The organism is Bacillus sp. MAG717A, assembly GCF_036884855.1.
Classification (GTDB): domain Bacteria; phylum Bacillota; class Bacilli; order Bacillales; family Bacillaceae; genus Bacillus; species Bacillus safensis.
Genome location: NZ_CP145733.1, coordinates 2,463,662 through 2,477,569 on the forward strand (window position 1 = coordinate 2,463,662; position 13,908 = coordinate 2,477,569).

Below are 13,908 nucleotides of genomic sequence, written 5' to 3' on the forward strand. Positions count from 1 at the left end.
ACAAATCAGTGCCATTCAGGATGACAGGCTGCAGCGATTGATTGTTATTGGCGGTGACGGCACGATTCATGAAGTACTGAATGGCTTAAAGGAAATCGATCATTTACAGCTTAGTTTTGTCCCTGCTGGTCATTGGAATGATGCTGCGAAGGGTCTCGGTATCCATCGTCATGATGTCCTAAAAGAAGTGAGAAAGCAAAAGAGAATGCTCACCAAAACATTTTCTCTCGGCTCCTTTCAAGATCATGCCGAAAGTCCGCAATCTGTTCTTTTTCTCAATCATATCGGTGTTGGTTTTGACGCACATGTGCTGAGGAAAACGGTGCATTTTAGAGGGAAAAAGTGGCTGAAACGGCTGGGGCTTGGCTTTATCATCTACCCGCTGTCATTTCTCCATTCTCTATGGTCGTTTAAGCCATTTGATCTTGCGTTATTTATTGAAAATGAGAAGAAAGTCTTTCGACAAGTGTGGTTTGTGATCGTATGCAATCACCCTTATTACGGAGGAGGGCTGGAAGCAGCACCAGAAGTGAGTGCAAGGCAGCCAGGTTTTCAAACGATGGTTGTCACAGATTTGAATCCATTCAAAGTCCTCTTGTTTCTAAGTGCAATGGTGTTTCGAAAGCACCTTGGGATGAAGGGGGTTACCCTGTTTCAGCATGAGGAAGCGTACTTAGAAGCAGATGAAAAAATCTTATTTCACGCAGATGGAGAAGTGATCGGTGCAACGCCTGTCTTTGTGAAGGCAAGTGAACGATCCTTAAAATTACGTGCTTAAATAACTTGCGGTATGTCCGCAGTCAAAGAACCATGAAAAAAGGCTTCTTTTTCGTAAGGTTCTTGTCCTGATTTTTTAGTTTTGCTTGACGAGTATAAGAAGGTAACGATAAAATCTAAAGGACGGCTATTGTTTAGCATCTCATTCTCAATAGCTGTCCTTTTTGTTTTTATGATCATATAAATAAAAAAAGAAACAGCCAATTGATCCTCAATCGGCTGAATTTTGTCGACTAAAAAAGCAAGATTTAAAATATTTTAAGAAATGATGGGTTGAAAATTGATATGAACTGGTTGGGACAAATATTAGGTAGCGAATGGCACATCTCTCCGGCTGGAGGCGCTACGGGAGATGCGTACTTCGCAACACACAATGACCAAAAGCTATTTTTAAAACGCAATACGTCACCGTTTCTTGCGGTTTTGTCAGCTGAAGGCATTGTGCCGAAGCTTGTCTGGACAAAACGGATGGAAAATGGAGATGTAATTACTGCACAGCACTGGCTGAGCGGCAGAGAGCTGAAGCCAAAGGACATGAATGATCGTCCTGTAGCAGAGCAGCTAAGAAAAATTCATACATCAAAAGAATTGCTCGATATGCTGAAACGATTAGAGAAGCACTCTCTAGATCCAGAATCCATTCTGATGCATCTAAAACAGTCCATATTAAACGAGCAAATTGTTTCACAAGACATCACGCGTGCCATCCAGTATTTAGAGAAGCATGTGGAGGCTGTCCATTTTGAGGACAAGGTCGTCTGTCATTGTGATCTCAATCATAATAATTGGCTGCTGACAGACGAAAACCAGCTCTATTTGATCGATTGGGATGGGGCGATGATTGCAGACCCAGCGATTGATCTTGGACCGCTTTTATACCATTATGTTGAGGAAGAGAACTGGGAAAGCTGGCTCTCTATGTACGGCGCCCCGCTGACGGACAATTTGCGAAAGCGCATGGCGTGGTACGTGCTCGCTGAAACCGTATCGTTTGTCGTTTGGCATAAACGAAAAGGGAATGAAAAGGCCCAAAAAGAAGTGCAAGCGGAGCTAAATGCACTCTTAAAAAGGTTAAACATCCATTAAGACAGTGGAATGTTTTCGACCCACTCAGACAGATGTGATTGATGCTCCTCGATATGTGCATCAATTGAACTGACAGAGGTGCCCTTTTGGCTGTAATCATAAATATCTGTTAACAGCTGACGAATGTCGGGATCCAGATCTTCTTTTGCCAGCATTAATTGAATTACGCGTCCCACCTGTTCATATTCTGCAACAGTCCCGCAGCAATCCAGCTGGTGATCGGTTAAAATATCTTTGATTAATTGAAGCTGATGTTGACGGTTTAAACCCATATAAATGCTCCTTTCCTGCGTGTCATTTATGAGGTTAAACTGTGCAATCAGCGCCCAATTTATACATGCGGCAGACCAGCTCAAGTGAAGGGCTGGTCTTTTTATATGGACATAGAAGATGCTGTCTTGCGGGTCTTTATGTTTCATGGTATCTTGATAAAATGTAAAGAAAATAGAGGTGTATCAAATTGAGAATGCGACATAAACCATGGGCTGATGATTACTTAGCTGAGAATGCTCATATTGCTTTAGCAAGTCCCGAGCAATATAAAGGGAAATGGCATGAGCTGTTTGGAAATGATCATCCAATCCATATCGAAGTTGGGACAGGAAAAGGGAGCTTTATTGCTGGAATGGGCAAGCTTCATCCTGATATCAACTATATTGGCATTGAATTATTTAAAAGTGTCATTGTGACGGCAGTAGATAAAATCAAAGAGACAGATGTTGAAAATGTAAAGCTTTTGAACATTAATGCTGAGACGCTGACAGATGTGTTTGCGGAAAATGAGATTGACCGGGTGTATTTGAATTTCTCTGATCCGTGGCCAAAAGCAAGACACGAAAAGCGCAGATTGACGTTTAAAACCTTTTTAGAGCGATATGAACATATTCTTCGTCCAGGCGGTGAATTACATTTCAAAACTGATAACCGCGGGTTATTTGAATATTCCTTAAAAAGTTTTTCTGCCTATGGCCTTCTTTTAACGTATGTCAGCCTAGATTTACATGAGGACGGCTTAGAAGGAAACGTGATGACTGAATATGAAGAGAAATTCTCATCTATGGGACAACCCATCTATCGATCAGAAGTCAAATTCCCAGAATAACAAGTGACATCAAGCTGGCTGCAAAAAAATTGCAGTCAGCTTTTTTTATGAAAAGATTGGTGCATGCGATTTTTGGCTGTATTTGCTACGATAGAAAAAGGAGGGATGACAGCAATGGAGACAATGAAAATAGGTGAAATGGAACTTTTTTGGTTAAACGGGGGAGATACGCACATGGATGGCGGTGCAATGTTCGGTGTCGTGCCAAAGCCATTATGGTCAAAAAAATACCCGGTTAATGAACGCAATCAAATTGAATTACGATGTGATCCAATTCTCATTCGGTGGAAGGGACTGCATCTGTTAGTGGATTCCGGCATCGGATCAGGGAAGCTGACAGATAAACAAAAGCGCAATTACGGCGTGACAGAGGAAACCAAATTGGAAGAATCTTTAGCGGCTCTTGGCCTGCGCCCATCAGACATTGATTACGTATTAATGACACACCTGCACTTTGATCATGCCAGCGGATTAACAAAACGTGAAGGCGATAACCTCGTGTCTGTTTTTCAGCAGGCAAAAATCATCACATCGAAAATCGAATGGGATGAAATGAGAGCGCCAAACATTCGCTCAAGAAATACATATTGGAAAGAAAACTGGGAGCCTGTGGCAGATCAAGTGGTCACATTTGAAGAAAGCATTGAAGTGACAGAAGGTATTGAGCTGCATCATACGGGCGGCCACAGCAATGGTCATAGCATTTTAACGCTCACAAGTGAGGGCGAAACAGCGATTCATTTAGCTGATATCATGCCAACACACGCTCATAAAAATCCACTTTGGGTTTTGGCATATGATGATTACCCAATGACTTCGATTCCAGCCAAGCAAAAGTGGCAGGCATTTGCAGAAGAAAAAAATGCATGGTACTTGTTTTATCATGATGCCATTTATCGGGCTGTAAAATGGGACGATGATGGACAGATCACACACGAAATCAAAAGAGAAACAGGAAGATAAAAGATCCTCTGTATGTTTTTTTCGCCTTTCACACAAAATAACGACAAAATGAACTTGTGAAAGGAAGAGTGCAGGTGAACCAATTTTATCGTGTACATGGTGATGTGATCGAAACACCATTAAGAGGGATGGAAGTCATGTCAGTCCCTTACTTAAATAAAGGGGTTGCATTTACAAAGGAAGAGCGGGAGGAGCTCGGTTTAAAGGGATTTCTTCCGCCTAAGGTCTTAACTTTAGAGGATCAAGCAAAGCGTGCATATGAGCAGTTCAAGGCACAGCCGGATGAACTGGGGAAAAATGTGTATTTAACAGCGCTTCATGACAGAAACGAAGTGCTTTTTTATAAACTTCTAAATGAGCACTTGGCGGAAATGCTTCCGATTGTCTACACGCCCACTGTAGGAACGGCTATTCAGCGATATAGCCATGAGTATCGAAAGCCAAGAGGGCTGTATTTATCGATTGATGATCTAGATGGCATGGAAGAAATTTTTGCATCCTATGGTGTTGATGAATCAATTGACTTAATCGTTGCAACTGATGCAGAAGGCATTTTAGGCATTGGAGACTGGGGCGTTGGCGGGATTGCCATTTCAGTCGGAAAACTTGCTGTTTATACAGCTGCAGCAGGCATTGATCCTAGCCGAGTGCTGGCAGTAGTGCTTGATGCCGGGACGAACCAGGAAAGTCTCTTGAATGATCCGCTTTATGTTGGCAATCAGCACTCCCGCGTTCGAGGAGAGCGCTATGATCAGTTCATTGATCAATATGTCGAGCTTGCCCGTGCTACTTTTCCAAATGCACTCCTTCACTGGGAAGATTTTGGTACAAAGAATGCCCGTGCGATATTGGAAAAATATAAGGACCGCATTTGTACATTTAACGATGACATTCAAGGAACTGGCGCCGTTTCACTTGCTGCAGTTCTGGCATGTGCAAAAGCTTCGAAGGTTCCGCTGAAAGATCACCGTATCGTCATTTTTGGAGCGGGTACGGCAGGTATTGGCATAGCCGAGCAAATCCGTGATGCGATCGTCAGAGACGGAGTCAAAGAAGAGGAGTCCTATGATCATTTCTGGTGTATTGATAAAACAGGGCTGCTCACTGATGATTCACCTGACATTCTGCCATTTCAAAAGCCGTATGCAAGACGTTCTAACGAAGTAAAGGATTATGCACGTAATGGTCCAAAGCATTCAATTGATTTATTAGAGGTTGTCAAGCAGGCGAAACCAACGATCTTAATTGGCACCTCGACGGTAGGAGGAGCATTTACAGAGGAAATTGTAAAAGAAATGGCGTCACACGTGGAGCGCCCTGCGATTTTACCGATGTCGAATCCGACACCTCTTTCAGAAGCAAAGCCGCAAGACCTGATCGAGTGGACTGAAGGACGCGCGCTTGTGACAACAGGAAGCCCATTTGATCCTGTTGAATATGGAGGCGTCACATATGAAATTGGACAAGCGAATAATGCCCTTGTCTTCCCAGGTCTTGGTCTAGGCACGATTGTGTCAAAAGCTAGGTTGATGACAGACAGTATGTTTGTTGCGAGTGCTGAAGCCATTGCAAGCATGGTCAATGTGGGGAAGCCGGGTGCAGCGATGCTGCCAAGTGTCGATCAGCTTCGAACCGTTTCAGCGACAGTGGCCGTCCGTGTGGCGCAGGCAGCAATTGATGAAGGAATAGCAGAAGAAACGCCTGATGACCTCATTCAGGCTGTGCAGGACGCTATGTGGCATCCTGTGTACAAAAAAATCAAAGCCATATAAAAAAAGCTTCGCAAGGACATGTCTTTGCGAAGCTTTCTTGATTAAGCAACAGAATCAATCACATCAACGATCATGCCTGTTTTGGCATCAATCATCACTTCATACTGTTCAAGCTCGCCAAAGGCAGAGCGGGTAATGCCAGATTTGTACACATCAATCGTTTCACCATTTACGGTATACGGTTCTGGTACAGTATAAATCCAAGAGCCATCAATTGGGCCGCGCTGTTTAAAAGCAGATTTCACAATTTTTAATGCTTTTTCAGACGAGATATACGTAGGGAAAAATACTTTCTTTGCAACAATTGCAGCGGCTACGCCAATACTCGCACCAATCAGAACATGTTTTAACTTCAACGTGCTGCACCTCCGTATTGCTGTTTTTTCCATTATACAAAACTTGTCCATTGATGTTAAGGAATCCGAATACTTGAAAGCATATTCAAAATTTCTGGAGAGATACTTGGAAAACCGAAAGAATTCTTATAGTATAAAGTGAGTGTTATTTTTATAGGAATAAATATGGTCATTACATAGAAACGAGGTAAGCTGTAGAATGAACGAAGAAACATTGTCGCTTTTCCGAAATTTAACAGAATTACAGGGAACTCCAGGTAATGAGCACCATGTGCGTGCTTTTATGAAAAAGGAACTTGAAAAATATTCTGATGAACTCATTCAAGACCGCCTTGGCGGAGTGTTTGGCGTACGCAAGGGGCCGGAAAACGCACCGAAAATTATGGTAGCGGGTCATATGGATGAAGTCGGATTCATGGTCTCATCGATTACGAAAAACGGTATGATTCGTTTTCAAACACTTGGTGGCTGGTGGAGTCAAGTCATGCTGGCGCAGCGTGTGGACGTCCATACCGATCACGGGCCAATTCCTGGTGTTGTCTCTAGTACACCTCCTCACCTTCTCACGCCAGAACAAAAAAGCAAGCCTGTGAAGCCGACAGATATGCTCATCGATATTGGTGCAGACAGTGAAGAAGAGGCTAAAGAGCTTGGCGTTCGCCCAGGGCAGCAAATCGTTCCTGCAACGGTATTTACTCCAATGGCGAATCCAAAAAAGATTTTAGCGAAGGCTTGGGATAACCGCTATGGCTGCGGCCTTGCAATCGAATTATTAAAAGAATTAAAAGACGAATCACTTTCATGTCAGCTGTATTCAGGAGCAACTGTTCAAGAAGAAGTAGGGCTTAGAGGAGCTGAGGTAGCTGCAAATATGATTCAGCCGGATCTTTTCTTCGCTTTAGATGCGAGTCCTGCAAACGATGTGACAGGTGACAAAACACAGTTCGGCCAGCTTGGAAAAGGTGCACTACTGCGTATTTTCGACCGGACAATGATTACGCACCGAGGAATGAGAGACTTTGTACTCGACACTGCTGAGACAAACAACATTCCATATCAATATTTCGTATCACCGGGGGGGACGGACGCTGGACGTGTTCATATTTCAAACCAAGGTGTGCCTTCTGCTGTAATTGGGGTTTGCGCACGCTACATTCATACAAGTCATTCTGTGTTACATGTGGATGATTACGCAGCGGCAAAAGAGTTAATTGTCCGTCTTGTGAAAAATTGTGATCAAAGTACAGTGGATTCTATTTATCAACAAGTATAAATAGAATAGAAAAAGGCTGCCTCTTCAATGAGAGCAGCCTTCTTTCTATTGCTGTTCAAACACATAAGATAACGCCTTGATCGCTTGGTTCACGGTTTCCACAGTGATATTTGCTTTGTTTGAGAGTTCTTTTAACGGATGGTGCAGTTCTTTTGGACGGATTAAAATAAGAGGTTTCCCTTTTGCAATCGCAGCAGATGCATCCATGGCTGTGTTCCACTGTTTATATTTCTCACCAAAGCGCGCAATGACGACATCTGCTTTGTTTAACAAAATTTCAGTACGAAAATTATTCAAATCAGAAGCTGCATCATCTTTGAAAATGGCATTCGGCTGCTCACCTAAAATATCCACACCGATGTTATCTGAGCGGTCATGATTTTCCATTGGACCGACAAATGTCACCGGCAGCTTCAAAGATTGGCTTTTTTCCTTGATTTCATCACGCCACTGGCTATGAATTTCTCCAGCTAAATAGACAGTTAATTGCATAACGATCTCCTCCTTTTGTACAAACTTAGTAAAGGTTTGTCCTGTTTCTTTTCATGTTACACAAGAAGTGCTTGATAAAGCAAAAAAAATATGATTATGATATTCATGGTAGAGACTATTTTTCATCGTAAGAATACTACATATAATGGGAAAGACAGGCCTCGTCGTCTTTCCTATGAGAAAGCAGGAAGACGACGTTGATGACTTATTTGAAAAGAAAGGGGATCTCCCTTTCGCCAAAGGTGTATTTCATTGATGCACTTTCTTATATGGCTTTAGGTCTATTTGCTACATTAGTGGTAGGTCTGATTTTAAAAACAGCAGGCGGTCTGTTATCACTTCCGCTCATCATTAAAATGGGAACCCTCGCCATGGGGCTCATGGGACCGGCGATCGGCGTAGCGGTTGCGTACCGTTTACATGCATCTCCTTTGATCATTTTTGCAAGTGTTGTCTCAGGCGCTGCAGGAGCAGAGCTTGGGGGGCCTGCTGGAAGCTTTGCCGCAGCATTAATTGGTGTGGAACTCGGAAAGCTGGTCAGTGGTGAGACAAGAATTGATATTATTTTAACGCCGCTTGTCACTATTATCACTGGCTTTTTCACCGCTGCTCTAATCGGACCTGGGATTGAAGCCATGATGACAGGGCTCGGCAGGCTCATCATGTGGGGGACAGACCAAAGCCCGCTGATTATGGGCATGCTGGTAGCGACTATTGTTGGACTTGCCCTCAGTTCTCCGATCTCAAGTGCTGCACTTGCGCTTATGCTTGACTTAAGCGGAACCGCTGCTGGTGCTGCAACGATTGGCTGCTGTGCTCAAATGGTCGGCTTTGCCGCTGCAGGCTTTAGAGAAAATCGCTTTGGCGGTCTTGCGGCTGTCGGCATTGGGACGTCAAAATTGCAGCTTTCAAACATTGTGAAAAATCCCCTCATCCTGATTCCGCCGACGATTGCTGGTCTGATTCTCGCGCCAATTGGTATTATTGGCTTTGGGATGGTCAATAATGCGGCAGGAGCGGGAATGGGAACGAGCGGCCTTGTGGGACAGCTCATGACCCTGACCGTCATGGGGTTTCATCCATCTGTATTTCTGGCGATAGCTCTTTTGCATATCGTTGGCCCGGCAGTGATTAGTTTGGTAGTATCAGAATGGATGAGAAAGAAAGGCTATATACAATTCGGAGATTTAACTATACAAACTGGAGGAATGAAACATGAAAAAAATTGAATCTAACGAAGAATTACAAAAAGTGATTCAAGAAGACTTAACGGTATTGCTATTTTCAGCTGACTGGTGCCCGGACTGCACATTTATTGAACCATTCTTGCCAGAGCTTGAAGCAAACTACCCAGAATTTGAGTACTTCTATGTCGATAGAGACAAGTTCATTGACACTTGTGCAGAGTGGGAAATTTACGGCATTCCAAGCTTTTTAGTCTTTAAAAACGGACAAGAGATTAACCGATTTGTCAGCAAAGATCGTAAGACAAAGGAAGAGATTGAAGCATTTTTAACAGATTCTCTTTCTAAATAACGAAAGGAGAGTCTAAAACGATGGCAAAAATGACATCAAGGCAGCTTGCGAATGAACTCAAAAGCCGTCTAACGAACGATAACTGGTCACACCAGTTTGACCGTGAAAAAGATACGCTTCGTATTGAAGATAAACAAACAGGCAAAGGCATCACACTAGAGCTCCCGCCAATTATTGCAAAGTGGGAAGTAAAGCCTGATGAAGCAATTGATGAGATTGTTTATTATGTGAAAGAAGCGCTGAGTGCCATGAAAGGCGAAGCGCAGCACATTTCAGGAAAAGAAAAGCAGATCTATCCGGTCATTCGTTCTACTTCCTTTCCTGAGGCATCAAGTGATGGAATTCCGCTCGTATTTGATGAGCATACAGCTGAAACGAGAATATACTATGCACTTGACCTTGGAAGCACCTACCGATTAATTGATGAAAAGATGCTTCAAAAGGAAAACTGGACAAAAGAGCGAATCAGAGAAACTGCAAGCTTCAACGTTCGTTCACTAGAAACTGTAGTGAAAATGGATGAAGTGGCAGGCAACCGGTTTTATTTCTTCCGCGCAAATGACGGATATGACGCCAGCAGACTTTTAAATGAGTCGCTATTACAAGAATACGCGCAAAAAATAGAAGGACAAATGGCGATTTCTGTTCCTCATCAGGATGTATTCATTATTGCAGATGTTCGCAATGATTCAGGCTATGATATTTTAGGACAGATGTCGATGAGCTTCTTCGCCAGCGGCACGGTTCCGATTACCGCATTGTCATTTTTATATGACGAGGGTAAGCTTGAACCGATCTTTATACTTGCAAAAAGCAGACCAAAACAGCAGTAGAAGGGAATTTTGAAGAATGAATGTTTTTTATAATGCAGAAGGTGTAGGCGACACACTCCTTATTTCATTGAAAGATGTGACGAGAGAAGAAGTAGGTCATGAGACGTTTGGAGATGTTGTACGAATCTTCAATCAAGAAACAAAAGAAACAACAGGCTTTAATATCTTCAATGCATCCACTTACATGAAAATTGAAGAAAACGGATCTGTCCCGCTTTCTGAAACCATTGTTCAAGATATCAATGAAATTTTAAACCGCAACGGTGTCAGTGAAACGTTGACTGTGGATCTATCACCAAAATTTGTTGTCGGCTATGTGAAGGAAAAAGAAAAGCATCCGAATGCAGATAAATTAAACATTTGCCAAGTTGATGTGGGCGATGAAACCTTACAAATCGTGTGCGGTGCACCAAACGTTGACCAAGGCCAATATGTCGTGGTGGCGAAAGTCGGCGCAGTAATGCCAAGCGGTATGGTCATCAAAGATGCTGAGCTAAGAGGGGTTCCATCAAGCGGCATGATTTGTTCAGCAAAAGAGTTAGATCTTCCAGATGCACCTGCTGAAAAAGGGATTCTTGTTTTAGATGGAAGCCATCAAGCTGGCGAACCCTTTAAAGCTTAACCTCCCATAAACGGGCACATAGGAGCGAAGAATGTGTTATACCAAAAGTCACTAAGTACGTACTTAGTGACTTTTTTTCATCTACAGACAGCATGAACAGCATAAACCGGCACTTTTCTCGCTTTTCTGCATGAAAAAGCAATGGTATACTAAAAATCGCCCAAGAAAACGTAAGGGGAGTTAAAGTGAGTGATAAATGATGAGTTGGTTAGATAAATTTTTTAGTGTATTTTTAGGAGAAGAAAAGAAAGAAGAAAAGCTTGAGAGGCCTGAAGAAGGTCTAGCTGCACCGAAGCAGCCAGCTTTTGAACAGCATAAAGAATATAAAAAAATCGAAGATACGAAAGTGTATTATGAATATCCAAAAGGCAACTTTCGGTTTCCGCTCGTTCCAGATGAACCTCTGCGTGATGGAGAGAAGCCGGAGAGAAAACACGCCAAACCAAGACAGTCAAAGACTAGACAAACAACATATCAGCCTAAACAAACGCTTCAGCCTGATATGAATAAAAAGCCATTCAAGCCAGAGCAAATTCCATCACCGATTTATGGCTATCATCAGGATATGCGTCCAAAAAAGGCAGAAGCAAAAGAGGAAGTAGGTTCAGTTCAAAGGAAAGCAGCAGAAGAAACGGCGCAGCGTGTCACACTGTTATCAGAAGAGGCAGAGCGTGAACGGAATGTCAGGCAGCAAATGAACATCCCATCTATTCAGAAAGAAAAACGTATCGAGGAAATGGTTTCAGCGTCAGCAAAAGAGAGAGCGGATAAGGAGCCAGAAGTAACCCCGCATACATTGCAAGAGGAACTCGCTTATCAAGACCATGTTCAATCGACGATGGAACGTTTAACAGACGAGCCTTTCCAGCCAGAAGATCATCATGAAGCTGATTTACATAAGCAGCAAGCCGAAGTCTATCAGGAGCAGCCGGTACAGTCCGAGCCGGAACAGGCTGCCACCAGCGATGAAGAAGAAATAAAAGACGAGCATGTTAATCAGTTTGAAGATCATACTGAGGAACTAGACATGTTGGTCTTCGAAACACCGGAACCTTCGCATCCAGCGGTTGAAATGGAAGTAGACATTCCAGCAGAAGAAGCTGATCCAATAGAAGACAAACAAGAAGAAGCGCCCGCGACAGCATTTGAAGAAGCTGAGCCAGTCAACCTGCAGAAAGAGCAGCTGGTTCAAGAAGCTGAAATTGAAGAAGAAAACTTGATGCCAGTAGAACAAGTAAGAGAGGAACAAACTGCATCTGAACCGGCAGAAACAGTCATAGAACAGACAGAGCAGCAAGAACAAACGCACGAAGTCAAGAAAGAAGAACCAAAACAGACATCTCCGCAGCCACCACGCGCAAGCGGTCAAACCTCTACGGTTCCGTTTAATGTCATGATGTTAAAAAGCGATCAGCGCGTGCAAGGGCAAAAGAAAGCAGCCGACACACAAGGGTATGTTTTTCCAAGTCTCGCCCTATTAGATGTACCGCCAGCTCAAAAAGAAGAGGACGGGACATGGGTGAAAGAGCGGGCAGAGCTGCTTAATGCGACGCTTAAAAATTTCAATGTAAGAGCAAGTGTTGTTCATGTCACGCAGGGCCCTTCTGTGACAAGGTTTGAAGTACATCCAGAACCAGGTGTCAAAGTGAACAAAATCACGAACCTGTCAGATGATATTAAACTTAGTTTGTCCGCAAAGGATATTCGAATTGAAGCACCGATTCCAGGAAAGAACACAATCGGGATCGAAGTGCCAAACCTGCACAGTAAAATGGTGTTCTTAAGAGAAATGATCAGAAGCAGTGCGTTTAGAGACAATCCATCTCCTTTAACAGCGGCACTCGGATTAGATATCTCAGGCCAGCCTGTCGTGGTTGATCTGCAAAAAATGCCGCATGGCTTAATTGCTGGAGCAACTGGTTCAGGAAAAAGTGTCTGCATTAATACTATTTTAGTGAGCCTCATGTTTAAAGCATCACCAGATGAAGTGAAAATGCTCTTAATTGACCCTAAAATGGTTGAATTAGCACCGTATAATCACATTCCGCATCTTGTGAGTCCTGTCATTACCGATGCCAAGACAGCAACTGCTGCTCTGAAATGGGTAGTGGATGAAATGGAAAGACGCTATGAACTATTTGCACACTCTGGCGTGAGAGAAATTAAACGATTCAATGAGCTTGTAAAAGAAAAACAAATGGGTGAAAAACTACCTTATCTCGTCGTGGTGATCGATGAGCTGGCTGATTTAATGATGGTCGCCCCAAATGAAGTCGAAGAAAGCATCTGCCGAATTGCCCAAAAAGCAAGAGCATGCGGCATTCACTTATTGATTGCGACACAAAGACCTTCTGTTGATGTCATCACAGGTCTCATTAAAGCCAATATCCCAACAAGAATTGCGTTTTCTGTTTCAAGTCAGGTTGATTCAAGAACGATCATTGACATGGCCGGTGCAGAAAAACTTCTCGGAAAAGGAGACATGCTCTTCTTAGAAAATGGCTCCGGCAAGCCGACAAGGCTGCAAGGAAACTTTGTATCAGACCGTGAGATTGATCAAGTGGTGGCACATGTGAGAAAGCAGCACAAGCCAGTGTTCCTTTTTGAACAAGAGGAACTAATGCTTCAAGGCTCCGCGATTACAGACGAAGATGAATTGTTTATGGATGCCTGCCGTTTTGCCATCGAGCAGAATAGCGCTAGTACATCAAGTTTGCAGCGAAGATTTAGGATTGGCTACAATCGTGCAGCCAGACTGATTGATATGATGGAGCGCGAGGGTATGATCTCTGGTGCGAAAGGCAGTAAGCCAAGAGAAGTGCTCATGACGCTGAGTGACTTAGAACAGTTGATCTAAACAAACCACTTCATTTTTTTAATAAACATGGTATGATAGCACATAGGTGCAATTTTGTAATTGGACGCTTTTCGCATGTCTGCCAGAACGCTTTTTTATGTAAAATAAGCGGAAACAGGTGTTAGAAATGGGAAAGTTGTCGGATACTAATCATAGTTAATATTGATTAGAATAGGAAGATCGGAAAAAAATCTTTATTTGGAGCTGCGATCTGTGATCAGCTAGAGGCAAAAATCACA

Annotated in this window: 14 protein-coding genes; 11 read left to right on the forward strand and 3 right to left on the reverse strand. The window is 43.1% G+C overall.

The genetic code is table 11. The features are described from left to right. Together V6Z54_RS12690 and V6Z54_RS12695 are read left to right on the forward strand one after the other, a co-directional pair. A partial coding sequence (locus tag V6Z54_RS12690; protein WP_338527383.1) for a YegS/Rv2252/BmrU family lipid kinase occupies positions 1-778 on the forward strand: 778 nt, incomplete at its 5' end. 284 nt (positions 779-1,062) lie between these two features. Continuing rightward, on the forward strand, positions 1,063-1,863 hold the full coding sequence (locus V6Z54_RS12695; protein WP_186366062.1) for a phosphotransferase family protein: 801 nt from the start codon (positions 1,063-1,065) through the stop codon (positions 1,861-1,863). Here V6Z54_RS12695 and V6Z54_RS12700 read toward each other — a convergent pair. Further along, the gene (locus V6Z54_RS12700; RefSeq protein ID WP_025092409.1) at positions 1,860-2,135 is read right to left on the reverse strand and encodes a YtzH-like family protein; all 276 of its coding nucleotides are present in this window, start codon (positions 2,133-2,135) and stop codon (positions 1,860-1,862) included. The genes V6Z54_RS12695 and V6Z54_RS12700 overlap by 4 nt on opposite strands. Positions 2,136-2,323: 188 nt before the next feature. Between V6Z54_RS12700 and trmB the strand changes: the two genes are divergently transcribed. The 3 genes from trmB (at position 2,324) to V6Z54_RS12715 (ending at position 5,700) form a co-directional block, all read left to right on the forward strand. Next, the gene (gene trmB / locus V6Z54_RS12705) at positions 2,324-2,965 is read left to right on the forward strand and encodes a tRNA (guanosine(46)-N7)-methyltransferase TrmB (RefSeq protein ID WP_024424866.1); all 642 of its coding nucleotides are present in this window, start codon (positions 2,324-2,326) and stop codon (positions 2,963-2,965) included. A gap of 114 nt (positions 2,966-3,079) precedes the next feature. Continuing rightward, positions 3,080-3,928 carry an MBL fold metallo-hydrolase gene (locus tag V6Z54_RS12710; RefSeq protein WP_041086674.1) on the forward strand — a complete coding sequence of 283 codons (849 nt, stop codon included), beginning with the start codon at positions 3,080-3,082 and terminating at the stop codon, positions 3,926-3,928. A gap of 74 nt (positions 3,929-4,002) precedes the next feature. After that, positions 4,003-5,700: an NAD-dependent malic enzyme gene (locus V6Z54_RS12715; RefSeq protein WP_041086672.1), complete on the forward strand. Its 1,698-nt coding sequence runs from the start codon at positions 4,003-4,005 to the stop codon at positions 5,698-5,700. A gap of 41 nt (positions 5,701-5,741) precedes the next feature. Here the strand turns inward: V6Z54_RS12715 and V6Z54_RS12720 are convergent, their stop codons facing one another. After that, on the reverse strand, positions 5,742-6,056 hold the full coding sequence (locus tag V6Z54_RS12720) for a PepSY domain-containing protein (RefSeq protein ID WP_003217759.1): 315 nt from the start codon (positions 6,054-6,056) through the stop codon (positions 5,742-5,744). 199 nt (positions 6,057-6,255) lie between these two features. Here V6Z54_RS12720 and V6Z54_RS12725 point away from each other — a divergent pair, with 199 nt between their 5' ends. Continuing rightward, entirely contained in the window at positions 6,256-7,329 is a 1,074-nt protein-coding gene (locus V6Z54_RS12725) for a M42 family metallopeptidase (RefSeq protein ID WP_041086669.1), read from the forward strand. 45 nt (positions 7,330-7,374) lie between these two features. Here V6Z54_RS12725 and V6Z54_RS12730 read toward each other — a convergent pair whose 3' ends face one another. Next, entirely contained in the window at positions 7,375-7,821 is a 447-nt protein-coding gene (locus V6Z54_RS12730; protein WP_041086668.1) for a YtoQ family protein, read from the reverse strand. A gap of 200 nt (positions 7,822-8,021) precedes the next feature. Between V6Z54_RS12730 and V6Z54_RS12735 the strand changes: the two genes are divergently transcribed. The 5 genes from V6Z54_RS12735 to V6Z54_RS12755 all read left to right on the forward strand — a co-directional run bounded on the left by V6Z54_RS12735 (position 8,022) and on the right by V6Z54_RS12755 (position 13,669). Then, positions 8,022-9,050, forward strand: coding sequence for a PTS sugar transporter subunit IIC (locus tag V6Z54_RS12735; RefSeq protein WP_041086667.1), 1,029 nt, complete (start codon positions 8,022-8,024; stop codon positions 9,048-9,050). After that, a complete protein-coding gene (locus tag V6Z54_RS12740; RefSeq protein ID WP_024424860.1) occupies positions 9,037-9,357 on the forward strand; it encodes a thioredoxin family protein in 321 nt (106 codons plus the stop codon). The genes V6Z54_RS12735 and V6Z54_RS12740 overlap by 14 nt, the downstream gene beginning before the upstream one ends. A gap of 20 nt (positions 9,358-9,377) precedes the next feature. After that, complete coding sequence (locus tag V6Z54_RS12745; RefSeq protein ID WP_338527384.1) at positions 9,378-10,190, forward strand: DUF1444 domain-containing protein; 813 nt, start codon at positions 9,378-9,380, stop codon at positions 10,188-10,190. A 16-nt stretch (positions 10,191-10,206) separates the two neighbouring features. Beyond that, the gene (ytpR, locus tag V6Z54_RS12750) at positions 10,207-10,812 is read left to right on the forward strand and encodes a YtpR family tRNA-binding protein (protein WP_024424858.1); all 606 of its coding nucleotides are present in this window, start codon (positions 10,207-10,209) and stop codon (positions 10,810-10,812) included. 196 nt (positions 10,813-11,008) lie between these two features. Then, complete coding sequence (locus tag V6Z54_RS12755) at positions 11,009-13,669, forward strand: DNA translocase FtsK (protein WP_338527385.1); 2,661 nt, start codon at positions 11,009-11,011, stop codon at positions 13,667-13,669. The last annotated feature ends 239 nt before the right edge of the window (positions 13,670-13,908 follow it).